The sequence below is a fragment of the Mesobacillus subterraneus genome, assembly GCF_020524355.2.
GTDB lineage: Bacteria > Bacillota > Bacilli > Bacillales > Cytobacillaceae > Mesobacillus > Mesobacillus subterraneus_C.
The window spans coordinates 457387-481697 of sequence record NZ_CP129019.1 but is presented as its reverse complement, the minus strand read 5'-3'; the positions used below and the strand labels follow the sequence as shown (position 1 = coordinate 481697).

Below are 24311 nucleotides of genomic sequence, written 5' to 3'. Positions count from 1 at the left end.
TATTTTATCATACCCCCTGATAGTACCTATCATAAAACCTATTTATTCTTAAAAAACAAAAATACACCCCATGAATCAGGGTGTAGTACATTCTAGATTTGACTATTCTCTCTCCTAGTTTGCGAGAGTAACAGAAGCTCTCTTGAAATTCCAGCAGTAAAGAGGCTGCCTGCCAGAAGCGCCAGTGTTCCGTACAGAGGGTCTGACACCTTTGAAAAAATCAGATGGGCATAGAAGTAAAATCCTGCTCCGATGGCTAGAATGAGTAAGGTATTCCAAAAGTATCGGTACATTTTTTTCCCTCCTGAACCTTATATTAATTAAAACTTTATCATAGACTCTACTAGTTGGTTATTGGGAAATTTCCTGTCGAATTCAGTTGAGATGTGAAAGGGATGAACCAAAAGATGAAACAAAAAACTACAGCAATCACCATATTCTCATTAGTTATCATGTTAGCCATCATTCCGTTTTTTCATACTGAAGAACCGCCAGCCAGTGCCGTGGAGCCTGGCGGGGACCTAGCGGAAAAAATCAGCAACATTTTAACAAGCGAACCAGTTCTTGATGGGGCTTTGGCTGGTATCAGCATCAGGTCTGCGGAAGATGGAGTGCTTTTGTACGAGCATATTGGGGATACAAGGCTGCAGCCAGCCTCCGTGCTGAAATTGTTCACAGCAGCAGCCGCGCTTTCCGTTTTAGGAGATGAATACCGTTTTACAACTGAAGTTTGGTCGGATGGAAAAATCGACGGCGGTACGCTTGCAGGTGACCTTTTTCTAAAAGGAATGGGCGATCCAACCCTGCTTCCGGCAGACTTCGATGAAATGGCAAAAAAACTGAAGAGTAAAGGAATCAAGAAAATTACCGGCGCTATAGTAACTGATGACAGATGGTATGATAATGTCCGTTATTCAGAGGACCTAACCTGGAATGATGAGCATCAATATTTCGGAGCCCAGGTTTCCGCTCTGACTGCTTCACCAAATCAGGATTTTGATGCCGGCACTGTCATTGTCAATATTTTACCAGGCAAAATAGGAAAAGCAGCAAACATTTCACTAGAGCCCGAAACCGATTATGTAAATATTATCAATGAAACAAAAACAGTAGATTCTGAGGGAGAACATGACCTAATAATCGAACGTGAGCATGGGTCGAACAGCATTTTGGTGAGCGGAACGATTCCGGTCAACGCTCATAACGCAAGAGAATGGGTTGCCGTCTGGGAGCCTTCCTTGTTTGCAGGAAGTCTTTTTAAAAAGTCTCTAGAAGAACATGGGATAAAAGTAGTTGGGAAAATTAAAACGGGAGCTGCCACCGGCACAATGACCAATTTAATTTCTCATAAATCAATGCCTCTTGCTGATTTGATGATTCCATTCATGAAGCTAAGCAATAATGGGCACGCCGAAGTACTAGTAAAGGAAATGGGAAAGGTCATTCATGGGAAGGGAAGCTGGGATGACGGCCTTGAAGTCATGGGTGCAGAGCTTGGCAGCATTGGGATTGATACGAACCGTCTTGTGTTGCGGGACGGATCCGGAATCTCGCATGCCAATCTCGTACCAGCAAACGAAATCACAAAACTGCTGTTTCTTGCCCAAAGCGAGAAATGGTTTCCTGCTTTCAAGCGTTCACTTCCCGTTGCAGGTGAAAAGGACAGGATGATAGGCGGGACATTGCGAAACAGGCTGAAAGAAGAGGACCTGAAGCATCGTTTATCCGCTAAAACAGGGACACTGACCGGCGTGAGTACGCTAGCCGGATATGTAAAAACAAGCAGCGGAGAAAACCTTATTTTTTCCGTTTTGTTGAATAACCTCCTTGATGATCGAGAAGGCAGGAAGGTGGAGGATAGAATTGTTAGGATACTTGCGAGATAAATACCCTTATAAAAATTACGATGCTCTTATGGAGTTGGATTGGACTTCAAAAGAATCTGATTTGGGTTGAACGGTACCCTTATGTTGTTGAATTGGGCTTCATAAGGATACGATTTGGATTGAACCATACCCTTATGTTGCTGGATTGGACTTCATAAGGATACGATTTCGATTGAACCATACCCTTATGTTACTGAATTGAGCTTCATAAGGATACGATTGGGGTTGAACCATACCCTTATGTTGCTGGATTGGACTTCATAAGGATACGATTTCGATTGAACCATACCCTTATGTTACTGAATTGGACTTCATAAGGATACGATTTCGACTGAACGGTACCCTTATGTTGCTGGATTGGACTTCATAAGGATACGATTTGGGTTGAACCATACCCTTATGTTGCTGGATTGGGCTTCATAAGGATACGATTGGGGTTGAACCATACCCTTATGTTGCTGGATTGGACTTCATAAGGATACGATTTCGATTGAACCATACCCTTATGTTGCTGGATTGGACTTCATAAGGATACGATTTCGATTGAACCATACCCTTATGTTGCTGGATTGGACTTCATAAGGATACGATTTGGGTTGAACGGTACCCTTATATTGCTGAATTGGGCTTCATAAGGATACGATTTGGGTTGAACCATACCCTTATGTTGCTGGATTGGACTTCATAAGGATACGATTTCGATTGAACCATACCCTTATGTTACTGAATTGAGCTTCATAAGGATACGATTTCGACTGAACCATACCCTTATGTTGCTGGATTGGACTTCATAAGGATACGATTTCGATTGAACCATACCCTTATGTTGCTGGATTGGACTTCATAAGGATACGATTTCGATTGAACCATACCCTTATGTTACTGAATTGGACTTCATAAGGATACGATTTCGATTGAACGGTACCCTATTAGTCATGATCCTTTATTATTCATTTTTAGTTATATAGTGAGTAGAACGGCCAGACCCAATCAATGTATAGTTTTCTAAAAGCGTGTTTCTAATAGGCTTTTTTGTTTTGATAGAATTGCACCATTCATGAACCTTATTGACTGTTATTTCTTCTTCCGGTAAAAGTAATTGGAGCTCTTTAACACTTCTCAATACTGCTTCATGAATATTTTCCCGTTTCCCGCAACTATTGCATATTAATGTTTTCCTGTTAACGATAGTATTCACAGTATGACAATGAGAACAGGCTATTCCCTTCTTCAATTTCTCGAAACTATAATCAGGGAGCCTTTTATACGGCGAATCTTGGGAGTGCAGGGAAAGCAGCCTATCTGATAGATTTGTATGAGTATTTTTTATTGGGGTAATTTGTTTTTGCAGGTTATGAAGAAGTCTTGGAATCTGATTAGGAAAGATAATTGGTAAATTACGCGGAGTTTGATAGAGGTAAAAGTTCGGGTTTACAAAGACTAGAGTTGATTCAATATTAGTGTTGAATCCAAGGTCTCGTACCAATCTTCGAAGGAGAGACTCTGCTCTTTCCATTTGTTGTAGTGGATTCTTGATTTCTACTCCATTGTTTGTATACCACCTATCCCCTTCAGTATAATAATCGCCTTCGAAATACTTTATTTCAAACAAATGGATGATCTTGGAGATGAATAGGGAATCGATTTGAAATTTGGTATTTCCATGTTCAAGGAGCAGATCATTCATAACTAAGAAGCTTTTTCCAACCTCCTCCATCCTGCGATCAAAAATCACTTCTCCTTCATAACCTTTTTCAAGGTAGAGATAGTTACTGTATTCTTTCGGAGATAATTTCATTCGGGCATTCAGCATCCTCAGAATCTGCAGTTCAAGGGATTCAACACGTGATTTAACTATCAAAAAACATTCCTCCATTCATTATGTATTGCAATTAAATAGTAAGTTTTATTAGAATATTTTACAAGTTTTTCACTTCAAGTGCTATGCAGATTAATTTCCACATAACAAATTGAGAAAAAGCCGTGCAGATTGAGAATCCGCACGGCTTTTTCCGCCTTAGCTCATGAAAATTTGTTGACCTTTCGTTAAGGTTACTTAGCAAATCTATGATTTCCGATTGTCACGGTCACTTCTCTTGAGAATACCCACTTGCTCACCGCAGTCTTCGGGTTAAAGAAGAACAATGAGCCGCTTCCCTGCCCTCTGAATGCTAGAGCTTCTTTTACAGCTTTCTTTGCTTCTGCATCTGCAGGCTTATTGATCGCGCCATTTTTAACAGGTGTGAATGCATAGTATCCATTTGCCTTTTCATAGACGACACCCTTTACTGTGTTTGGGAATTTCGGGCTTGCTACTCTATTCAAGACAACAGTTGCTACTGCTACTTTCCCTGCATATGGCTCGCCTTTTGCTTCAGCTTGAACAAGCCTTGCAAGCAAGTCCTGATCTGCTGAAGATATAGCCACTGCCGGGATGGTCAACTTTTGTCCTGCATATAGTAGATTGCTAGTCGTATTGTTCGCTTTTTTCAACTCTGTCAGTTGTACACCATATTTGCTGGCGATTCCCCACATTGTATCTCCTGTTTTCACCTGGTAAGTTGCCGCTTCAGCAGCTGCCCCCGTTGAAAATAAAGATAAAGATACCACCGCTGTTAACGCTGCCAATGTTTTTTTCATTTTTCTCAATCTCCATACCTCCCAGTAGTGTTGCTCTCTTTCTCTCCTACTAAGGCTAGCAGTTGTAACATAGTTATTCACGGCCCAATAAGTACCAATCAGAAGAAAAATCTTCAATCCACTGAAAACGCTTGAATTTTATTAAACCTAGAAATTAATTCCTCTGACTCCCACTTTCCTTCAATAACCAGACTTGTAAGTTATCGGTTCATATTTTACATTGTGTTACATGTTTGTAACTTGTTTGTCTGCTATATTTTTAAACAATGAAACCATTTTTCTATCTTCTCCCAGGATTATCTCTGGAAACTATATCATTAGCCGAAGGATTTTCTTTTATTGTCGAAAAAATAAATATATCGACCACATTTAAAGATATTTAGACCCTCTCTCTAAATATATCGACCATGCATCAAATGATAAACCTAACTTTATATTCATTACTTATTTATATTAATTATAATTAAGTATTGATTTTTAATTGAAAAGTGTTATCATTTAGGTATAAATCAATACATGATAAAGGCGGGTTAAAAAAATGAGCAATTATCCTAAGAATCATTTAACTACAAGCTGGGGTGCGCCGGTTGGGGATAACCAGAACTCTATGACTGCAGGACAAAGAGGTCCTACTCTACTGCAAGACGTACACTTGCTGGAAAAATTAGCCCACTTTAACCGTGAGCGTGTGCCTGAACGTGTTGTGCATGCAAAAGGGGCCGGAGCACATGGCTATTTTAAAGTAACAAATGATGTGTCTAAATATACAAAAGCTGCTTTCCTATCAGAGGTTGGCAAGAAGACTCCTTTGTTCATCCGCTTCTCAACAGTAGCAGGTGAACTTGGATCAGCGGATACCGTCCGTGACCCACGTGGCTTCGCAGTGAAGTTTTATACGGAAGAAGGAAACTATGACATCGTTGGAAACAACACTCCGGTATTCTTCATCCGTGATGCGATCAAGTTCCCAGATTTTATCCATACACAAAAGAGAAACCCACAGACACACCTGAAGGATCCGAATGCCGTTTGGGATTTCTGGTCCCTTTCACCAGAGTCATTGCACCAGGTAACGATCCTGATGTCCGACCGCGGCATCCCGGCTACCCTTCGCCATATGCACGGTTTCGGCAGCCATACGTTCAAGTGGACAAATGCCGAGGGTGATGGCGTCTGGATTAAGTACCACTTCAAGACAGAACAAGGCGTGAAAAATCTGACAGCAGATGTAGCCGCTAAAATTGCAGGCGAAAATCCTGACTATCATACAGAAGATTTGTTCAATGCGATTGAAGCTGAAGACTTCCCTGCATGGAAGCTATATGTGCAGATTATGCCACTTGAGGATGCGAACACATATCGTTTCGATCCATTCGATGTCACAAAAGTATGGTCACAAAAAGACTATCCATTGATTGAAGTCGGACGCATGGTATTGAATCGCAATCCTGAAAACTACTTTGCGGAAGTTGAGCAGGCAACCTTCTCACCTGGAACACTTGTACCTGGTGTGGATGTATCTCCTGATAAAATGCTGCAGGGCCGCCTGTTTGCATATGCTGATGCGCACCGTTACCGTGTAGGCTCTAATCACCAGCACCTTCCAATCAACAGGTCAAAAACAGAAGTAAACTCCTACCAGCGTGACGGTCAAATGCGTTTTGACGACAATGGAGGCAAAACAGTAAACTACGAGCCAAATAGTTTCGGAGGGCCTACTGAAGTCAATGAACACAAGCAAGCAGCCTTACCTGTCAGCGGGGTAGCTGAAAACGTGGACTACGATCACCACGACCATTACACACAAGCAGGTGACCTGTACCGTCTGATGACCGAAGAAGAACGCGAGCGCCTTGTCGCTAACATTGTCGCTGCAATGAAGCCAGTTCAGCGAGACGATATCAAACTTCGCCAAATCAGCCACTTCTACAAGGCAGATCCTGAATACGGAACACGCATTGCTCAAGGCTTGGGACTGCAGGTGCCACAGGAAGTTTAATAATACGAGAAACGGATGCCTTTTATTAGGCATCCGTTTTTTATCATACAAAAGCTGATGGGCATTAGAATGATTCTATCGGAAAAGCTCAGTACCTTTTCCTGAAAAAAGTCCGGTAGACCTACTCCTTCAATTTATCCATAACAAGAGTGCCTTTTTTCAGGCATTATTTTTCCTGGAAAAAATTTAATTTTTCTCCAATAAATGATGACAGCAAATCGTTTACTATATAGAAGGAGGTGCAAGATGAGCCAAACAAATTTGCATCAGCAAAAAAATCCGGTGGATAGCAATCTGGAGTTCAAGCAGTTATTCGATTTACATAAAAAAAGTATCTTTGCGATGGCGCTATCAATTTTGAGGGACTCTGCCTTGGCAGAGGATGTCATGCAAGAAACTTTCATCAAACTTTATCAGCACCAAAAACATCAGGATATCTCTAATTTGAAGGGATGGCTGCTTAGTGTCTCGAGGAATATGGCTTTGGATCTCTATCGCAAGAAGAAGCGCGAAATCACTGGGTATGAAGAACAATATTTCGACCAGGAGCACCATAAAAGCACAGATCCGCTCGACCGAATGATTTTGAGGAAATACCTTGAATTGCTGGACAGCGAAGAAAGACAAATTGTTGTCTTAAAAGACATTTCAGGCATGAAGCACAGGGAAATTGCCAAAATCATTGAAATACCATTGGGGACAGTATTGTGGAAATACCAAATGGCCTTGAAAAAACTCAGGAAAAACATTGAATAGCAGGAGGCGCACTAATGGATAAAGAGAAGATGCTTAAGCACTTGGATCAAGCCATTGAAAAGCAAGTGCCGGATGTTTGGGATGAACTTAACAACAAACTGCATAATAAAGAGTCCCAAAATGTAATCGTCATGCCTGTGAGCAAGACTACTCCTAAAAAAGGAGTTGCATTTAGAAGGCTAGCTGTTGTTGCTGCTGTCTGTATAGTGGCGGCTTCCGCTCTGACATTTACTCCTGCACTTGCCGCAATACAGGAGATCTATGATCAGCTATTTTCCAGTGAACATATTGATGATAAAGGAGTCCGGATGGCCGTTAATTCAGGGCTGGGACAGGTACTGGACCAGACTTTCTATGACGAAAAAAATGATATAACCGTCCACTTTCAAAGCTTGATGACGGATGATAAGGAGACCAAGCTCCTCTTCACCTTCCAAAGTGAAAAAACAGATTTGGAAAATTATTATGTTGATATCTTTGAGGGCAAAAGCTCAATCTACCTTGTAGCAAACGGTCAAAAGGTGAAATTGGATAATGTGGGCTGGGGCAGCAGATATTACGATCAAAAAGAAAATAAAGTTGCAGAAGCCTTGTCCTTTGAGTCTGTCAAGAACTTCAAGGGTCAGGATATTCGATTGGAAATCGAAAATTTAACCATCTATACCGAAACAAAAACTGATAGTATAGCTACTATATGGCCTCTGGAATTCAAGCTGGACCAATCAGCTGTTTCTAACCGGGAAATTGTCGTGCTAAATAAGGAATTCACTTTTAACAATGAAGCTTACGTCATTAAACAAATAGAATTTTCCGAAACGGAAACAAGAGTCGTCGTCACAGGTTCCGACACAAAGTTAATCACCGAAAATGGCATGACCTATAGAGTGATGAGCCAATTGGAACATCAATACCTTAACGCCAGGAAAATAGATAAGGAGCGAGGCTACTATGTGGATTACACGAAGCCTGGTGTTTTCTTAACCTCTGCTGGAAAAAAAGCTGATCCAATCTTCAGTAAGGGCGAAGTCGAAAGCGGAAAAGATGAATATATCATGTCCTTCGCTCCAGTCAAGGATCGTGACAATTGTGTCCTTGAAGTTGGAAAAGACCTTACCATTACATTGAAATAGTGTAAAAGCAGGCCGGTAATAGAACCAGCCTGCTTTCCGTCTTTTATTCATTAGAATGTATGCGCCAAATCCTTGGCACGCGTGATTCCATTTTCTTTGATTTCTTGTGCTTTTTCTGGGTTTGCATTGTGACCTTCTAGGTATAGGCACTCAAATGAAGGTACACCGAAGAAATTCATGATTGTTTCGAAATAACGATTTCCCATCTCCATGTTTGCTGCCGGTCCTTCTGAGTAGTAACCGCCTCGCGCCTGGATATGCAGTGCTTTTTTGTCCGTCATCAAACCGACAGGACCTTCCTGTGTATATTTGAATGTTTTGCCTGCTACGGATACTGCGTCCAGATATGCCTTCATGACTGGAGGGAATGAGAAATTCCAAAGCGGAGTCACGAAAACAAATTTGTCTGCTGCTGTGAACTGGTCAACCAGATCAGCCAGACGGCCTACTTTGGATTGTTCGTCTGCTGTTAGCTCAGTGAACTCGGTGCCTTGTTGGAGTTTGCCCCAGCCGCCTAAAACGTCGGCATCAATGTGGGGGATGTTCTCCTTAAATAAATCCAGATGGATGATTTCATCATTCTGGTTCTGTTCTTTGTACGTATCAATGAATGCTTTTCCTGCTGCCAGGCTGAAGGATTGTTCTTCAGTAAGCGGGTGTGCTGTGATGTATAAAACTTTAGCCATGTTGTTATTCCACCTTTTCTTTCTTATTTGTAATATTATTTGGAGAAGAATAAATCTCGAATTTAAAATACCTTACTTCGAGATATTAATCCGTTTTTCATCAAAGGTCAAAAGAAATGCTCGTCTAAATCACTGAAATTTTCAATGCTCTGCGCCATAACTCCGCCTAACAGGCCACGCACTAACATTGGCTATGTTCAAGGCTTGCTGCTTACTCACATTTCGGGCTTTGATTAGGTTACATGTGAATCAGTAAAGTTAAGGACTGAGGCTTTCATTTTACGCTGTTTCTAGCCTGATCTGGTTTCCAGACGGGTCTGCAGTAATGAATGTACCATTTTCATCTGATACCTCCACCCCGATTTCTTTCAGGCGGGCAACTGTTTCCTTCAAGCTCACTTCATCCGGCAATACTATTGAAAAAGAGTCAAGACCAACGCTATTAGCAGGCGGTGTAGGTGCACCTACTCCATTCCAGGTGTTTAGCCCGATATGGTGATGGTACTTTCCTGAAGAAATGAAGAGAGCCTGTGGTCCGTAACGGCTTACCACTTCAAATCCAAGTCCCTTTGTATAAAACTCTTCTGTTTTTACTAGTTCTGCGACATGTAAATGGATATGTCCCATCACTGTTCCTGCAGGAAGCCCATTCCAAGTTTGCTCCTTTCCTTCTGCAAGAAGGTTTTCTGCATGGAGAGCCTCAGTAGCCATCACCACTTGCTGGTCATTCCATTCCCATTTAGACGCTGGTCTGTCTATATATATTTCTATTCCATTTCCATCCGGATCCGCTAAATAGAGGGCTTCGCTTACAAGATGGTCAGATGCTCCCTGCAATGGATATCCAGTCTGCAAGAAGTGCTTCAGTATTTTTGCCAGGTCAGTCCTGTCAGGCAGTAACAGGGCGAAATGATATAATCCAGTAGTTCTTCCCTTCTTCGGAATTATATTAGAGGGCTGCTCGATGCTTAATAACACTGTTTTTCCATCTGCGGTTAACTGAGCGGTTGTATCTGTTTTTTCATATACCTTAAAGCCAATTATTTCTTCATAAAAAGCCAGGGAACGCTCCAAATTTTCCACTTTTAAATTTACTTGCCTCACAAAAGTGACCGGCGGTTGATGAAAGGTCATATTCAATTCCTCCTTTTTGATTAAGAAATAGATATTAAGTTGGACATAGTCTGGATGGCTAGAACTTGTTGTGCTCATATTCTGCCATTTCAATCATCATAAACGGTTACTTTATGTAAGTAACTATATAATTGTATTCAAATTACGTCAAGTAACTTTTTTATAAAAAGTAATTTATTTTTCAGTTGTTATGTTTATAATGTTAGTAAGGAGTGATTGATATGGATAAGTCGATTTGTCCCAGATTTGAAAAAGCCATGACAATCCTAAGCCAGCGCTGGACTGGAATGATTATATATCAGCTGCTGTCCGGACCGCAGCGTTTCTGCACGATTGAATCATCTATAGGTGTTAGTGGAAGAGTGCTTTCAGAGCGATTGAAGGACTTGGAAAGCGAAGGAATTGTGAGACGCGAAGTCCATCCTGAAACTCCAGTCCGAATCGAGTATTCATTGACCGACAAAGGCAAGGCACTGGAACCTCTTATGAAGGAAATTGAAAGATGGTCACAGAGCTGGCTGGAAGTATAAATAATAGATCCAAAGTGAAATTTCCATCTTAAAAGCACCCATTGATTGGGTGCTTTTGCTGTTTTGCATATATAAAACCTAAAACACGACTCGATAAGAAACTTTTATTAGATATTTCACTATGGCATTCTTGCTTAAATGTCCTTTACCCCCTGTTCTTAAACATTTCGTCTTTGTATCTTTCTAGAAATGTCCATTAAGCCACTGTTATTAGACATTTCACTTCTGTAGCTTGCTTGAAATGTCCATTACACTCCTGTTTTTAGACCTTCCGCTCCCGCAACTTTCGTGAAATGTCCATTAATCCCATTACGGCTTGAATCGCAGATTTTTTCACAGGACTATCAAATTTTCAGACAAGTCATGTGCTGATACCGGATCAAAACCCAAATTTCTCCATAAACTATACATAATAAAGGAATTATTTCTCCAAACTATGCATAGATGGAGGTGTAAAGGAATGGGTTTATTTAATGCGCTTAACCAATGGAGAAATGCAAGATATGAAAACCACCTTACGACTATGAAGGACCAGAATAAATGTCCTGACTGCCATGGCAGAGGATATTATGCTTTTTCCGCGAATGAGTTTGTTTATTATGCTGCACCATACGAATGTCCTGGCTGCAGTGGCAGTGGATTATATACAGATTGGAGCAACAGTACGACCTAAAAATGGCCACTGCAAATGCAGCGGCCATTTTTTCTACAATTAATAGAGAAGGTACTTTTCCCTTACCTGCTTAAACTCTTTCAATTTAGCTTCCCACATGTTCTGGATTTCTTCCACGGATGTACCAGCTTCAATTTCTTCCCTGATCCAGCCGTTTCCTGTCAGAAGGTCGAAGAAGGAAATTCCCCTGCTGTCTTCAGCTCGAAACTCAAATTCTTCCGGATACATATCGTGAATCGTTTTTACAATATGAAGCCCTGTTACAATCGGATCAAACGCATCGTGGTCGCTAATATGGATCTGAATTCCATGTGAAAGTTTGCCGGTATGCTTTGAGAATGTCGGGGTGAATGATGCTGCCCGGAACTTAACCCCTGGAAGACCCAATGAGTTCAATTTTGCGGATAGATCATCTGAATTGATGAACGGTGCCCCGATCAGCTCAAACGGTCTTGTCGTGCCCCTTCCTTCTGATACATTCGTTCCTTCAATCAGTGCCGCTCCCGGATATACGAATGCTGTATCCAGAGTAGGCATGTTTGGTGAAGGCATGACAAACTCAAGCGGCGTTTCATCATAATTCATTGTGCGCTTCCAGCGATCCATCTCAACGACAGTCAGGTCTGCACCAATATCGAATTCTTCATTGAAGAGCTTGGCCAGCTCACCAACCGTCATGCCGTGGCGCAGCGGGATTTCATAGTTTCCAACAAAGGACTTATATTCAGTTTCCAGGACAGGTCCCTCTACCTTATCTCCGCCAAGCGGATTCGGGCGGTCAAGTACGATGAATGGGATATCATTTTCCTTTGCCGCTTCCATCGCATAAGCCATTGTGTAGATGTACGTATAGAATCTGGTACCTACATCCTGGATATCAAACAGCAGGACATCGATGTTTTCCAGCATTTCTGGTGTTGGCTTTTTCGTTTTACCGTAAAGGCTGTATACAGGGAGCTGCGTTCTTTCATCGATATAGTATTCGACATAAGCTCCAGCCTGTGCGCTTCCCCGGACGCCATGCTCGGGTCCGTAAAGTGCCGTCAACTCAACATCCGGATCGTTAAAAAGCAGGTCGACAACACTGTTCAGATTTTGGTCTACTCCAGTAGGATTCGTGATCAGCCCGACTCGCTTTCCTTTGATCAGATCCTTGTGGTCCTCGAGCAATGCTTCAGCACCAACCTTGAATTTCTTCAGGTCCTGGCTCTTGCCCTGTCCGCTATCATGGTTTGCCAATGCAATGGTCAATGAAGAGAGAATGAGGACGGTCGTCAATAATGCTGCCAGCCATTTTTTCAACATAATCACTCCTGTTTTAATAGATTTTGAGACTATTAATAAGCACAAATCACATATAAAAAAAACAAGGACGAGCCACTTTTACGAAGCCCGCCTATAAATTTTTAGTAAGTTACACCATGACCAAACTCGTACAGCACGCCGCCATTATAATCCGGAATCGTGATAGGCAGCTTCCCTGTAGGCGCAAATTCACCAAACACCGCACCAGCCGCTGCTTCAAAGCTTGCTGGACGGAAACCGTATTGGGTCAAATAAGCGTCTATTTCAGGGTAAGCCATGATGTCGTATGGATTTCGGATGCCAACCCCAACAACCGGAGCATCTGCAAGCTCAATGATCTGGTTGACCATGGTCATCTGAGCACTAGAAGGCGTACGGCCTGATACATTGTAAGTATAGGTCCCTACTACCACCGCGCTGGCGTTTTTAATAGCTTCCAGCTGAGCTTCTGTCAGCTTATAAGTAGAAGATGAGATGACGGTTGTATTTTCATGGCGCTTTTTAATCGCATCACCCAGGCTGCTGATGAAAGTATTGCCCACAACGACGATCTTCTCACTGCTTTCCAGCTTCAGAGGCAGTACTGCATCATTTTTAACCAAAGTGATTGATTTCTCAGCTGCTTCTTTTTCAATTTGCTTGTGCTCAGCAGAACCGACCACTTTCACTGCATTCGCTATTTTGTCTTCTATTGAAACAGGTGTTTCTTCCTTTACCACACCTCTTTTTACCTTCAAGGTTAAAATACGTCTAACAGATGCTTCTACTCGATCTTCGGAAATCTCGCCTGCTTTTACAGCTTCACGCAGACCTGTTGCAACTTCTTCAAGACCGACCGGCATCAACACGATATCCGTGCCTGCTTTTACTGCGCGGATGGCTGCATCAACAGGACCGAAATGGTCAGCGATGGCTTTCATGTTCATCGCGTCTGTTGTAATGACACCGTCATAGCCCATTTCTTCACGCATCAGCTCTGTCAGCACTTTGTATGAAAGGGTTGCCGGAATCGCGATTTCTTCCCCTGTTTTCTGGGAAACGGCTTTTGTTCCGTCGATTTTAGGGAAAGTGACATGTGCTGTCATAATCGCGTCCACGCCTGCTTCCATTCCCTTTTGGAACGGGTAAAGTTCAACTTGCTTCAAGCGTTCTTTATCATGTGGAACTTCAGGCAGTCCAAGGTGGGAATCGACTGCCGTGTCCCCATGTCCCGGGAAGTGCTTGGCTGTAGCGGCGACACCAGCGGTCTGGAGTCCTTTTGTATACGCTACACCCATGTCAGCAACAAGCTGTGGGTCTTCGCCAAATGAACGGACACCGATTACCGGATTGTCCGGGTTGTTATTCACGTCCATAACCGGCGCGAAATTCATGTTGATTCCCAAAGAAGCCAGTTCCTCGCCGATTGCTTTCCCTGCGTTATAAGCGATTTCCGGTGAACGTGTTGCGCCTAATGCCATATTTCCTGGCATATCCGTCCCAGATTGAAGCCTTGTGACAATTCCGCCTTCCTGGTCAATCGTCAGCAGCAGGCCGAATTTTTCAGCCGCAGCTTGATAATCAGAGACTAAGCGTGCAGTCTGTTCTGTGGTAACCACATTCTCACGGAAAAGGATGACCCCGCCCAAATGATATTTTTTCACGAGCTGCTCAATTTCCGGCAGCATTTTTGTTACATTTTCACCTTTCCAGGTCCTGAAATCAGGCATTAGCATTTGCCCTATTTTTTCCTCCAGGGTCATTTTGCTGATTGCATTTCCAATCAAGTCATATCGCTGACCTTCCTGCTTAATGACAAAAGCTGCTGATTCTGGCTTTCCTTTTTCACCTTCCGCTTTGGAGGATGATTTCACTTTATAATCGAGTGCGATCCGGTCCTTGAAATTACCGTCTGTCACGGTAATGAACGTCCGTCCATTCTGCCCTGTGAATTTCACCTTTCCATCCTGGCCAACTGTTGCGACATTTTTATTCGCCGACTCCCAGACCAGGTTTTCTGATGCCAGCATAAACTGTCCTGCTGAATACACATGCAGAGCTTTCAATTGTATGCTTCCCTCTTTCACTTCTGCTTCCGCTTCTGGAACGTTTTCGTAAATCACTAGATCCTCTACTGTGTTATTTTCCTCTGCACTAGCTTTTTTCAACGAAATACCAGGAAGCATTTTGTGAAAAAGCCAGCACGAACACTAGTGAATAGAGCATAAGCTTGCTGAGTTTCCTCATCTTATCTCCTCCGTTTTGCATATTTTATCCAATTTATTGAGAATTACTAAAGTTAGTAATTTCTTTGCTGCCAGCCTTCGCCTGTAAACTCTGGATCAACCTTTTTACTACCAGAGGTTATTAGACTGATATTGTCGACATACCAGCCGCGTCCATTGGTATAACTGTCCGTTTGGTAGCGGAAACGGATGTGCTTAGACGCTGCAGGTATTTCAACCTCCACTTTGTCCCATTCGACACTGCTGCCTGAAAAAACAGCTGATTGTTCCCAGTTTTCACCGTCTTCCGAGATTTCAAGATATCCATAATCTGCATCCGCTTCAATCCGATGCCATGTGTCGAATGATAGTTTTGCTGGCCTTTCAAGCTCCACTTTTGCCGTCATCGTGCGTTGGAGTTTGTCTCCATATCCTGAAAACCACGCAGACCCATCCGGAATGTCTACTGGAATAGAATCGGCAACCTGTCTTGCAAGCTGTCTCCGAGCGACGTTCGTAGAAACAGTGCTTCGGCTTGGATGGACCCTGTTGGTGAGCAGAATTGCGATCGTCCCATTGTTCCTGTTTACGACAATAGATGTTCCGGTATAACCTGTATGGCCAAGCGATGAACCCTCAGATAAAGCATCCATGAACCATCCCTGGGCAAGCTCCCAGCCTAATCCATGGTCATCACCAGGGAATTGCGGGATTTGATTTTCGATGATCATCTTCACTGTTTCAGGCTTTAAAATGACTTCGCTGCCATAACGGCCGTCATTCAAATACATATGGGCAAGCTTTGCCAGGTCGTCTGCTGTCGAGAACACTCCGGCATGGCCTGCAACTCCATCAAGCGACCAGGCGTTTTCGTCATGGACTTCTCCCCAAACGATTCCTCGGTTCGTCCATGGCTGGTATTCTGTCGCGGCAATCCGTTTTTTCAGTGATAACGGAGGATTGTACATAGTATCTGCCATCCCCAGCGGCTCTGATATATTCTCTTTGACAAACTGATCCTGGCGCTGGCCTGAGAGTCTTTCAATCAAAAGCCCGAGCGTGATCATGTTGAGGTCACTGTATGTATAAGTACTGCCCGGTTCATTTTTCAATGGATGTTCTAACACAATATTCATTCTGTTTTCGCGGCTGCTTCCTTTTGTATAAAGAGGCACCCAGGCAGTGAAACCAGAGGTGTGGGTAAGGAGCTGTCTGATGGTCACGTCTTCTTTTCCATTGGCGGCAAACTCGGGAATATGCTCAGAAACTTTGTCATCAAGCTCGAACCTTCCCTGATCATATAGAATCATCGCTGCAGTAGTCGTGAAAATTTTGCTGATAGAGGCAAGGTCGAAAATAGTGTCCTCCTCCATCTTGATCGGATTACTGGATTCAGTGAACTGATCATCTTCATATTTGTAGGCAAATCCATAGGCTTCCTGCTTCACGATATGGCCGCGTCGAGCAACGAATGCGACAGCACCAGGCATCACTCCGTCAGCAATCATCTTTTCCATATGCGCGTCAATCTCATCCAGCGGCTGCTGTACCATGCCCGCTCCCCGCACCGATCCTTTATGAAGGACTGGTGATAAAGGGCCTGGCTTGTCCCAGGAAAATACAGGATGCACTTCCTTACCCCCTGCTTTTCCCTCCCGCTGTTCAATCGAGGCTCCAGGCACTTGATTGCCTTCTGCAAATGACACTGGAATCATCACTCCTGTACCGAGAACCGCTGACGCTAAGGCAACATACAATCGTTTGTTCTTCATGCTTCCTCCTTTTCCGAGCTATTGCTCCATTTAATCTAGTAAACTTTGAAAAGGCTTTCATGTTGTAACCTTAGACTATCTAATTAACAGTATAGATGTCTATACCACTATAGACCCAACCCTCTTTAAAAATAGAAAAATCCCGTGACTGCTCACCCGGGATTTTAGAATCATTTTTGTTAAAATATTCAAATGATTTGTTAGAAATTTTCCCAACAAGAACTACGTGAATTATGTTCGCTTATTCTCCATTTGTTTAATCCAATACCTGATTCCCTTGCCTGCAAGCGGTTCATCCTTGAATCGCTTGCAGGCAAATGGGCATGAAAAATCGATTGTCCGCCAGCCCTTCCGGTATTCCAGCCAACACTGTAACCATCTGGGGAAAACTTTTGATCCAGTATCTTCTTTGCACCAAGTAGCAAATCCCGGGAATCCCTCCACTCCTGGTCTGTTAACTCAAAGACATCTTGCTTATGAAGCTTCGGAATAATCAGCCCGCTCCCCTGAAGGACCTGCTGTTCCGACTCCTTTTGAATGAAATAACATGTTTCATTCTCCAATACGATTTCCTGCTCTACATCTGTATTTACATTGCAATATGGGCAATTCTCCCGGTACATTTTTAGTGCCTCCATTCCTACTACAGTCCTAATAACCTCGCTTACTTGACAACTTTGGGTCCTATACCTTGAACCCTGACATAATGCCCCCGTTTTTTAACAGCTTTGCGCTCTACGGCTTGAAACCTGTCATAATAACCTTATTTCCTTATATGTAATAATGGATTTCAGGTTTCAAAAAAAAAAAGCCCAAATTAGGACCCTGCTATATTATGACTTTATCATTTTTCGCATCGAATGGATTTGGCCAAGATGATAGGCTTCATGAAATAGTGCCATGTTCGCCAGCTCTCCAAAAGTCTCGAGACCCTTAAAAGGTTTCTTAAGCTTTTCTTCCAGCATTGAAGCCGGTACTTGTTTGATCCTTCCTAGCTGGGCTTTCATTTGGTCCCTCAAAACATCTACAGAAGGAACAGTTTCGGTCCATTCCGATGGCTGGGTACCGTTTCCGAATAATTCTATGTAGTTTGCAGGAAGGTGATTGGATTTTTTCGGAAACCCCATCATAAATTGCTCAGTAACTGTCAGCACATGTCCGATGTGCCAGTGGATGTTATTATTGAAGCCTTCGGGCTGAACACTTGCCTGTTCAGGAGTGATTGCTTCAATGGTTTTCAAAAAAGAACTTCTTGTTAATCCAAACTGCTTGAATAAAAGCTCGCTCATATATCCCTTCCCCTTTTCAGCTTGTACTCGATACTATATATACTATATTCTATATTTTTCCAACATATACCGCAAGGAAAAAGGAATAACTCCTTCTATACCCATACAGGTATAATATTCCATTAAAGGAAATCATCTGACAAAATTTGTTCAAAACATTGTGGATGATATGTGTCTTCACACTTTTTTCACAGATTTCTATAAATTGCTTTGATATCTTAAGAGTGTAATCATTATATATTTTGAAGGGAAGCGATTTAGATGTTCGCTAAATGGTTAAGAGAAAACAATCTTGCTGCTGGCCTTTTGACTGTGATTCGTGTTTGGCTGGGATACAACTGGATGACTGCAGGATGGGGAAAATTGACTGGCGATGGATTTGACGCAACTGGATATTTGAAAAATGCAGTAGCGAATCCAGTAAAGGGTCCAGACGGAAATGCGGTTTATGGATGGTATGCGAATTTCCTTGAAAGCTTTGCGATCCCGAACGTCGAACTCTTCAACTTCATTGTTCCTCTTGGAGAATTCCTTGTTGGTCTTGGTTTGATCCTGGGAACACTGACAACTGCAGCAATGTTCTTTGGCCTGGTAATGAACTTCAGCTTTTTCCTTGCCGGAACAGTATCTCACAACCCAACTGACATCTTCTTCGGCTTCATCATCCTTTTCGCAGGCTACAACGCTGGTAAATACGGTTTAGACCGCTGGGTGGTTCCGTTCATCCGCAAAACAGTTTTCAAACAAACACCAGAAGCTGCACATAAATCTGCTTAACGATATAGCAAATGCCCTCCGCCAATAGGCAGAGGGCATTTTTTACATGGATTTTTCTTCAATTGTTTTAAGCATGATTTTCTTCCGGAAGCCACCATTGCGAGTCTTTTTTAGCTGGCGCATGAAGTCCACTTCAGATTCTGTTATGCCGCGATGCTCGGCAATCGCATAGACCACTTCAAGCAAGTCAACTATTTCACTCAGCAGCCTGTCAGTTCCAGCATGACGGAACTTTACGACTTCCTCATTGAACTTTTCCATCAGTTTTTCACTATATTGACTTCCATCCAAGATTTCAAATTCCACATTCTTGCCTTTTCCCTTCATCAAATCCGGAAAATAGTCTCTTACAAGCTTGTTATATTCCTTTTTCTCCATGTCGATTCCCCTTTAGCTGTCCTATTGGTAAACATAACCTTAAATACATGTGTTCAAACTCCTTTGTATTAAATCTCGCTTTACAACAGCTTTTAATCTTTGACGGATGCTTTTGGACATCATCTCGCGTCCTCACTGTCAAAGGGCTAAATAGCATGATTTTTCATAGACCTGTTTGTGATACAATATTTAGATTGATGGATAAAAGACGGAGGAATAAATATGGATACTCGACAGTTAATGTACTTTGTCCAGGTTGCAAAGGATAACAGTTTTACGATTGCAGCGAAGAATCTCCACCTCTCCCAGCCTGCTCTGAGCAAGATGATCAAAAAGCTGGAAGAAGATCTTGGTGTCCAGCTTTTTGACAGGTCTGAATATAAAATGAATTTGACTGATGCTGGTGAGAGACTGTTTGAAGAGGGACAAAGGCTTCTATCTGAAATGGACTCTATTACAGAGGCGATACAAGATACAAAAAATCTGAAAACAGGGAATGTGAGCGTTGGAATCCCGCCAGTTATTGGGACAAGCTATTTTCCACCGCTGATTGCAAACTTCCGTCATGATTATCCGGGAATCAATCTTTCAATCATTGAAAATGGGGCTGTCACTGTTTATGAGATGGTTGAAAAGGGATTAGTCGACCTTGGACTTGTCATAATGCCTGAGCTTTCTGATCAGATTGAGTATATACCAGTTACGAATGACGAGGTTGTCCTGATTGTCCATAAAGATCATCCACTAGCAAACCAGGAAAAAGTCATATTTGAGGATCTAAAGGATGAATCCTTCGCACTCCTTAATGAGACCTTCCTGCTTCACCACCATGTTGTCAAAGCTTGCCGTGAAGCTGGCTTCGAACCAAATATCTATTTCAAAAGTTCGCAATGGGATTTTCTTACCGAACTGGTCTGCCTCAATCAGGGCGTTTCGATTTTACCGCGCCCCATTCTTGCAAGATTCAACAGCAGGAACATTAAGCAAATTCCGATTGAGCACCCGGAAATGAAATGGCGGATTGCCATCATCTTAAAGAAAAACAGGTATGTCTCATTCGCTGCCAAAAAATTTATCGAATATATAAAGGAACACATAAAATAAATACTTTAGGGCGGGAGTGCAAGGCTTAAGTGCCTTGCACTTCCGTTTTTTGTCTCTATAACCAAAAGTTATCCCTTCTATGATTTTTATGTATTTTATTTTATTTCTGTTAACGCTTACATTAAGGATGTAAATAACTTATATCATGTAGGGGGCTTACATTATGAATAGAATGGAAGATAAGATTGCGATTGTTACTGGTGGAGCAAGGGGCATCGGCCGCCAGATAGTGGAAACGTTTGCCCATGAAGGAGCGAAACTGGTATATTCTCTGGATATGGGAACCGGTGATTATGAAATGCCAAATGTACGACATGTTCAACTGAATGTAACGAATCGTGACCAGGTTGCGAAATTTGTCGAAGAAGTAAAAAATGAGTTCGGCAAAATCGATGTTTTGGTAAATAACGCAGGCATCACTCGCGACGCATTAATCCAAAAGATGACAGAAGATATGTGGGATGCAGTAATTGACGTAAACCTTAAAGGTGTGTTCAACCTGACTCAGGCAGTTGCGCCAATCATGATGGAAAATGGCAAAGGGTCGATTGTCAGCATCTCTTCTGTTGTCGGTGTCTATGGCAACGTTGGCCAGACAAACTATGCAGCAACTAAAGCCGGTGTAATCGGCATGACTTATACTTGGGCAAAGGAATTCACCCGCAAAGGTGCTGCTGTCCGCTCAAACGCAATCGCTCCAGGATATGTTGAAACAGAAATGATGGCAACTGTGCCAGATAAAGTCCTTCAGCCGATCAGGGAGAAGACTCCGCTTGGACGTCTGGGACAGCCACAGGAAATCGCAAATGCAGTCCTCTTCCTTGCAAGCGATGAATCAAGCTATGTCAATAGCCATGTCCTTGAAGTGACAGGCGGTTTAAGACTGTAATCGACAGAATAAGAATACGACAATGAGGTGTTGAACATGTCTTCTGTTAAAATTATTTCATCACAAGAAGCAGCAGGTCTGATCACCGACAATGCGGTAGTTGGTCTGGGCGGTTTTATCGGCGTAGGCGTCGCAGAAGAGATTTATATAGAGGTAGAAAATAGATTCCTGAAAAATCAATCTCCGAGGAATTTGACCTTGGTATATGCTGCAGGTAACGGAGATGGAGTCGAACGCGGCATGAATCACTATGCCCACGAAGGACTCGTAAAAAGAATTATCGGCGGGCACATGGGACTTGCCCCTAAGTTCCAGCCACTTGTTGTAAATAACAAAATCGAGGCATATAACCTGCCTCAAGGTGTCATTTCGCAAATGTTCCGTGATGGTGCTGCAGGTAAGCCGCGCACGATCACCCATGTCGGGCTTGGAACGTTTGTTGATCCTGATATTGATGGCGGCAAGCTTAATCAAGCTACAAAAGATGAAATCGTCGAAAAGGTAACCTTTGACCAAAAACCTTATCTTGCCTATAAAACGCAGGAACTTGATTTTGCTTTGCTTAAAGGTTCGGTAGCTGATGAAAGCGGTAACATTAGCTTTGAAAAAGAACCACTAACACTAGAAATCCTTTCGATAGCTATGAATGCACGCAACAGCGGCGGCAAAGTGATTGTCCAGGTAGAAAAAATCGTCAAAAACGGTTCGATCGATCCTAAGCTGGTAGCTATTCCGGGAATTTTGGTAGATTACGTGGTTGTTGTGGAAAATATGGCTAACCATATGCAAACATTCGGTACACAGCACAATGAAGACTTTTACCGTGGCGATATTGTTCATCAGCAGTCAAATAAGAAATATCCGCTAAACGAGCGCAAGGTAATTGCCCGCCGTGCCGCGATGTTATTAAACGAAGATATAAAAGTACTAAACTATGGAATCGGAGTTCCGGAAATCATCGCGAATGTCCTTCAAGAAGAGGGAATGAGTGACCTGTTCACTCCAACGCTTGAACCTGGAGCAATTGGCGGTACAGCAGCAGGCGGACTGGATTTTGGCTGCTCAATCGGCCCACAGGCGATTATTGACCAGCCATATATGTTCGATTACTACGATGGCGGCGGAATTGATGCAGCGTTCCTTGGCCTGGCTCAATGTGACGTAAAAGGTAATATCAACGTATCAAAGTTTGGCCCTAAAATTGCCGGTTGCGGCGGATTCATAAATATAACCCAAAATGCTGGACAGATTGCTTTTTGCGGTACATTCACTGCAGGCGGCTTAAAGGTGGACGCTAGCAATGGCAGGCTTGAAGTCCTCCAGGAAGGTAAAGCTAAAAAATTTATTGAAGTCGTAGAACAAATCACTTTCAGCGGTGATGTGGCACGTGAAAACAATAAAAAGGTAATCTATATTACTGAACGCGCTGTTTTCGAGTTGCTACCCGAAGGTCTGACGCTTACGGAAATTGCACCAGGTATCAATCTAGAGAGAGATGTACTTTCCCAAATGAATTTCCGACCATTGATTGCCAAAGACTTAAAGTTGATGGACAGCAGGATTTTCATGGATGAACCAATGGGACTGAAAAATGAAAGCAAAGTTGCTCTTAATAGTAATATTGCAGCAATCTAAGAAATGATCATTTGAGTATTAGAGAGGGGTTCCCTATATGGAGCTATTTATTATACTTTTAGCGCTCGGCTTGCTGATGTTCACTGCCTACAAAGGATACTCAGTCATCCTGTTTGCACCAATCGCAGCATTGCTTGCTGTCCTGCTGACAGATCCAAGCCATGTGCTTCCATTCTTCAGCAACATCTTCATGGAGAAGATGGTAGGATTCATTAAAAACTACTTCCCGGTATTCTTGCTAGGCGCGATTTTTGGTAAGGTCGTCGAGATGTCAGGGATTGCCGAATCAATCGCGAAGTCCATCATTAAATTGGTAGGCGGCACCCGTGCGATTCTTGCCATCGTATTAATGGGGGCAATTTTAACATACAGCGGCGTCAGCTTGTTCGTTGTTGTATTTGCCATCTATCCTTTTGCTAAAAACTTATTCAGGCAAGCGAATATCCCGAAAAGACTTATTCCTGGAACGATTGCGCTTGGAGCGTTCACCTTCACAATGGATGCTCTTCCGGGTACACCACAAATCCAGAATGTTATTCCAACAAGCTTCTTCGGAACTGATATATACGCAGCACCAGGCCTCGGAATCATTGGTGCAATCTTTGTTTTCACATTAGGTATAATTTATCTTGAAACGCTGCGAAAGAAAGCTGACAAGCGAGGAGAAGGCTTCTATGGATTCGATAACGCTGAATCTGCTGCTGCAGCTGAAGCTGATGCTCTTGAGGAAGGCGTTAACAAGATTGATATGACTGCAAAAACAAGCACTTTAAGAGCAGTCCTGGCTTTTGCACCTTTAGTGCTTGTTGGTGTCGCTAACAAATTTTTCACAGTGAATCTGCCAAAATGGTATCCAAATGGATTTGATTTTTCAACAATCGGGTTAGAGTCATATGGAACCGTCCAGATGTCTGGAGTAGTTGGAATTTGGTCAGTTGAACTAGCACTCATTCTTGGAATAATCGCTACTCTTTTATACGACTTTAAAAAGGTTACTGGCGGCTTCAAAGTTGGTGTCAACACAGCAATTGGTGGGGCATTGCTTGCTGCGATGAACACAGGAGCAGAATATGGATTTGGCGGAGTCATTTCCTCACTTCCAGGATTCTCCGTTGTAAGTAAGGGAATTTCATCTACATTTACAGATCCGCTTGTCAATGGAGCCATTACAACAACTGCACTTGCAGGTGTTACAGGGTCTGCTTCAGGCGGTATGGGAATTGCATTGAGCGCCATGGCAGATACGTATATGAAAGCAATAACTGAGTTCAACATCCCGCCTGAGGTTATGCACCGCGTCATCTCGATGGCATCCGGCGGCATGGATACACTCCCACATAACGGAGCTGTCATTACCTTGCTCGCTGTTACAGGATTAACTCACAAACAGTCTTATAAAGATATCTTTGCGATCACAATCATTAAAACGCTAGCCGTATTCTTCATTATTGCAGTCTACAAGCTAACTGGACTAGTATAATACGAAAAGTGCAAGCGCCTTGGTCAACCCCGACAAGCGCTGTC

Annotated in this window: 22 protein-coding genes; 11 read left to right on the top strand and 11 right to left on the bottom strand. The window is 42.7% G+C overall.

Annotation, left to right across the window (positions count from 1 at the left end; genetic code table 11):
- Positions 1-92: 92 nt before the first annotated feature.
- Positions 93-293 carry a hypothetical protein gene (locus LC048_RS02360; protein ID WP_226601906.1) on the bottom strand — a complete coding sequence of 67 codons (201 nt, stop codon included), beginning with the start codon at positions 291-293 and terminating at the stop codon, positions 93-95.
- 114 nt (positions 294-407) lie between these two features.
- Here LC048_RS02360 and dacB point away from each other — a divergent pair, with 114 nt between their 5' ends.
- Positions 408-1886: a D-alanyl-D-alanine carboxypeptidase/D-alanyl-D-alanine endopeptidase gene (gene dacB, locus LC048_RS02355; RefSeq protein ID WP_226601905.1), complete on the top strand. Its 1479-nt coding sequence runs from the start codon at positions 408-410 to the stop codon at positions 1884-1886.
- 946 nt (positions 1887-2832) lie between these two features.
- Here dacB and LC048_RS02350 read toward each other — a convergent pair.
- Both LC048_RS02350 and LC048_RS02345 read right to left on the bottom strand, forming a co-directional pair.
- Positions 2833-3747, bottom strand: coding sequence for an NERD domain-containing protein (locus tag LC048_RS02350; RefSeq protein ID WP_226601904.1), 915 nt, complete (start codon positions 3745-3747; stop codon positions 2833-2835).
- A 191-nt stretch (positions 3748-3938) separates the two neighbouring features.
- A complete protein-coding gene (locus LC048_RS02345) occupies positions 3939-4526 on the bottom strand; it encodes a cell wall hydrolase (protein WP_226601998.1) in 588 nt (195 codons plus the stop codon).
- Positions 4527-5064: 538 nt separating this feature from the next.
- On the opposite strand from LC048_RS02345, the gene katA reads away from it, so the two are divergent.
- From katA to LC048_RS02330, 3 genes are all read left to right on the top strand, one after another.
- Positions 5065-6525, top strand: coding sequence for a catalase KatA (gene katA, locus LC048_RS02340; RefSeq protein ID WP_306049338.1), 1461 nt, complete (start codon positions 5065-5067; stop codon positions 6523-6525).
- Positions 6526-6771: 246 nt separating this feature from the next.
- The gene (locus tag LC048_RS02335; protein WP_226601902.1) at positions 6772-7281 is read left to right on the top strand and encodes an RNA polymerase sigma factor; all 510 of its coding nucleotides are present in this window, start codon (positions 6772-6774) and stop codon (positions 7279-7281) included.
- A 14-nt stretch (positions 7282-7295) separates the two neighbouring features.
- Positions 7296-8411 (top strand): DUF4179 domain-containing protein, encoded by a 1116-nt coding sequence (locus LC048_RS02330; RefSeq protein WP_226601901.1) that lies wholly within the window; start codon positions 7296-7298, stop codon positions 8409-8411.
- Positions 8412-8461: 50 nt separating this feature from the next.
- On the opposite strand, the gene LC048_RS02325 is transcribed toward LC048_RS02330, so the two are convergent.
- Positions 8462-9097: an FMN-dependent NADH-azoreductase gene (locus tag LC048_RS02325; protein WP_226601900.1), complete on the bottom strand. Its 636-nt coding sequence runs from the start codon at positions 9095-9097 to the stop codon at positions 8462-8464.
- A gap of 279 nt (positions 9098-9376) precedes the next feature.
- The gene (locus tag LC048_RS02320; RefSeq protein WP_226601899.1) at positions 9377-10231 is read right to left on the bottom strand and encodes a VOC family protein; all 855 of its coding nucleotides are present in this window, start codon (positions 10229-10231) and stop codon (positions 9377-9379) included.
- Between the two features lie 221 nt (positions 10232-10452).
- Between LC048_RS02320 and LC048_RS02315 the strand changes: the two genes are divergently transcribed.
- Entirely contained in the window at positions 10453-10761 is a 309-nt protein-coding gene (locus tag LC048_RS02315; RefSeq protein ID WP_226601898.1) for a winged helix-turn-helix transcriptional regulator, read from the top strand.
- Between the two features lie 460 nt (positions 10762-11221).
- Positions 11222-11434 carry a methionine aminopeptidase gene (locus LC048_RS02310; RefSeq protein ID WP_215033755.1) on the top strand — a complete coding sequence of 71 codons (213 nt, stop codon included), beginning with the start codon at positions 11222-11224 and terminating at the stop codon, positions 11432-11434.
- Positions 11435-11473: 39 nt separating this feature from the next.
- Here the strand turns inward: LC048_RS02310 and LC048_RS02305 are convergent, their stop codons facing one another.
- From LC048_RS02305 to LC048_RS02285, 5 genes are all read right to left on the bottom strand, one after another.
- Positions 11474-12736 carry an exo-beta-N-acetylmuramidase NamZ family protein gene (locus tag LC048_RS02305; protein WP_226601997.1) on the bottom strand — a complete coding sequence of 421 codons (1263 nt, stop codon included), beginning with the start codon at positions 12734-12736 and terminating at the stop codon, positions 11474-11476.
- A 104-nt stretch (positions 12737-12840) separates the two neighbouring features.
- Positions 12841-14904 carry a glycoside hydrolase family 3 protein gene (locus tag LC048_RS02300; protein ID WP_226601996.1) on the bottom strand — a complete coding sequence of 688 codons (2064 nt, stop codon included), beginning with the start codon at positions 14902-14904 and terminating at the stop codon, positions 12841-12843.
- A gap of 113 nt (positions 14905-15017) precedes the next feature.
- On the bottom strand, positions 15018-16715 hold the full coding sequence (locus LC048_RS02295) for a serine hydrolase domain-containing protein (RefSeq protein WP_226601897.1): 1698 nt from the start codon (positions 16713-16715) through the stop codon (positions 15018-15020).
- Positions 16716-16915: 200 nt separating this feature from the next.
- Entirely contained in the window at positions 16916-17338 is a 423-nt protein-coding gene (locus tag LC048_RS02290; RefSeq protein WP_371931981.1) for an HIT family protein, read from the bottom strand.
- Positions 17339-17548: 210 nt separating this feature from the next.
- A complete protein-coding gene (locus LC048_RS02285) occupies positions 17549-18004 on the bottom strand; it encodes a DinB family protein (protein WP_226601896.1) in 456 nt (151 codons plus the stop codon).
- Positions 18005-18265: 261 nt separating this feature from the next.
- Here LC048_RS02285 and LC048_RS02280 point away from each other — a divergent pair, with 261 nt between their 5' ends.
- A complete protein-coding gene (locus tag LC048_RS02280; RefSeq protein ID WP_226601895.1) occupies positions 18266-18781 on the top strand; it encodes a DoxX family protein in 516 nt (171 codons plus the stop codon).
- A 42-nt stretch (positions 18782-18823) separates the two neighbouring features.
- Here LC048_RS02280 and LC048_RS02275 read toward each other — a convergent pair whose 3' ends face one another.
- Positions 18824-19159, bottom strand: a complete 336-nt coding sequence (locus LC048_RS02275; protein WP_226601894.1) for a nucleoside triphosphate pyrophosphohydrolase — start codon at positions 19157-19159, stop codon at positions 18824-18826.
- A gap of 222 nt (positions 19160-19381) precedes the next feature.
- Here LC048_RS02275 and LC048_RS02270 point away from each other — a divergent pair, with 222 nt between their 5' ends.
- The 4 genes from LC048_RS02270 to LC048_RS02255 all read left to right on the top strand — a co-directional run bounded on the left by LC048_RS02270 (position 19382) and on the right by LC048_RS02255 (position 24267).
- A complete protein-coding gene (locus LC048_RS02270; protein ID WP_226601893.1) occupies positions 19382-20263 on the top strand; it encodes a LysR family transcriptional regulator in 882 nt (293 codons plus the stop codon).
- Between the two features lie 163 nt (positions 20264-20426).
- Positions 20427-21152 carry a beta-ketoacyl-ACP reductase gene (locus LC048_RS02265; protein ID WP_306049333.1) on the top strand — a complete coding sequence of 242 codons (726 nt, stop codon included), beginning with the start codon at positions 20427-20429 and terminating at the stop codon, positions 21150-21152.
- Positions 21153-21188: 36 nt separating this feature from the next.
- On the top strand, positions 21189-22787 hold the full coding sequence (locus LC048_RS02260) for an acyl CoA:acetate/3-ketoacid CoA transferase (RefSeq protein ID WP_226601891.1): 1599 nt from the start codon (positions 21189-21191) through the stop codon (positions 22785-22787).
- Positions 22788-22824: 37 nt separating this feature from the next.
- Entirely contained in the window at positions 22825-24267 is a 1443-nt protein-coding gene (locus LC048_RS02255) for a GntP family permease (RefSeq protein ID WP_226601890.1), read from the top strand.
- The last annotated feature ends 44 nt before the right edge of the window (positions 24268-24311 follow it).

What these genes read in the sequence shown, in the direction of transcription:
- LC048_RS02255 (WP_226601890.1), top strand. Translation starts at nt 22,825, where the DNA reads ATGGAGCTATTTATTATACTTTTAGCGCTCGGCTTGCTGATGTTCACT.
- LC048_RS02345 (WP_226601998.1), bottom strand. Translation starts at nt 4,526, where the DNA reads ATGAAAAAAACATTGGCAGCGTTAACAGCGGTGGTATCTTTATCTTTA.
- LC048_RS02270 (WP_226601893.1), top strand. Translation starts at nt 19,382, where the DNA reads ATGGATACTCGACAGTTAATGTACTTTGTCCAGGTTGCAAAGGATAAC.
- LC048_RS02335 (WP_226601902.1), top strand. Translation starts at nt 6,772, where the DNA reads ATGAGCCAAACAAATTTGCATCAGCAAAAAAATCCGGTGGATAGCAAT.
- LC048_RS02300 (WP_226601996.1), bottom strand. Translation starts at nt 14,904, where the DNA reads ATGCTTCCTGGTATTTCGTTGAAAAAAGCTAGTGCAGAGGAAAATAAC.
- LC048_RS02280 (WP_226601895.1), top strand. Translation starts at nt 18,266, where the DNA reads ATGTTCGCTAAATGGTTAAGAGAAAACAATCTTGCTGCTGGCCTTTTG.
- LC048_RS02325 (WP_226601900.1), bottom strand. Translation starts at nt 9,097, where the DNA reads ATGGCTAAAGTTTTATACATCACAGCACACCCGCTTACTGAAGAACAA.
- LC048_RS02320 (WP_226601899.1), bottom strand. Translation starts at nt 10,231, where the DNA reads ATGACCTTTCATCAACCGCCGGTCACTTTTGTGAGGCAAGTAAATTTA.
- LC048_RS02315 (WP_226601898.1), top strand. Translation starts at nt 10,453, where the DNA reads ATGGATAAGTCGATTTGTCCCAGATTTGAAAAAGCCATGACAATCCTA.
- dacB (WP_226601905.1), top strand. Translation starts at nt 408, where the DNA reads ATGAAACAAAAAACTACAGCAATCACCATATTCTCATTAGTTATCATG.
- LC048_RS02330 (WP_226601901.1), top strand. Translation starts at nt 7,296, where the DNA reads ATGGATAAAGAGAAGATGCTTAAGCACTTGGATCAAGCCATTGAAAAG.
- LC048_RS02275 (WP_226601894.1), bottom strand. Translation starts at nt 19,159, where the DNA reads ATGGAGAAAAAGGAATATAACAAGCTTGTAAGAGACTATTTTCCGGAT.
- katA (WP_306049338.1), top strand. Translation starts at nt 5,065, where the DNA reads ATGAGCAATTATCCTAAGAATCATTTAACTACAAGCTGGGGTGCGCCG.
- LC048_RS02260 (WP_226601891.1), top strand. Translation starts at nt 21,189, where the DNA reads ATGTCTTCTGTTAAAATTATTTCATCACAAGAAGCAGCAGGTCTGATC.
- LC048_RS02290 (WP_371931981.1), bottom strand. Translation starts at nt 17,338, where the DNA reads ATGTACCGGGAGAATTGCCCATATTGCAATGTAAATACAGATGTAGAG.
- LC048_RS02285 (WP_226601896.1), bottom strand. Translation starts at nt 18,004, where the DNA reads ATGAGCGAGCTTTTATTCAAGCAGTTTGGATTAACAAGAAGTTCTTTT.
- LC048_RS02360 (WP_226601906.1), bottom strand. Translation starts at nt 293, where the DNA reads ATGTACCGATACTTTTGGAATACCTTACTCATTCTAGCCATCGGAGCA.
- LC048_RS02295 (WP_226601897.1), bottom strand. Translation starts at nt 16,715, where the DNA reads ATGAAGAACAAACGATTGTATGTTGCCTTAGCGTCAGCGGTTCTCGGT.
- LC048_RS02265 (WP_306049333.1), top strand. Translation starts at nt 20,427, where the DNA reads ATGAATAGAATGGAAGATAAGATTGCGATTGTTACTGGTGGAGCAAGG.
- LC048_RS02310 (WP_215033755.1), top strand. Translation starts at nt 11,222, where the DNA reads ATGGGTTTATTTAATGCGCTTAACCAATGGAGAAATGCAAGATATGAA.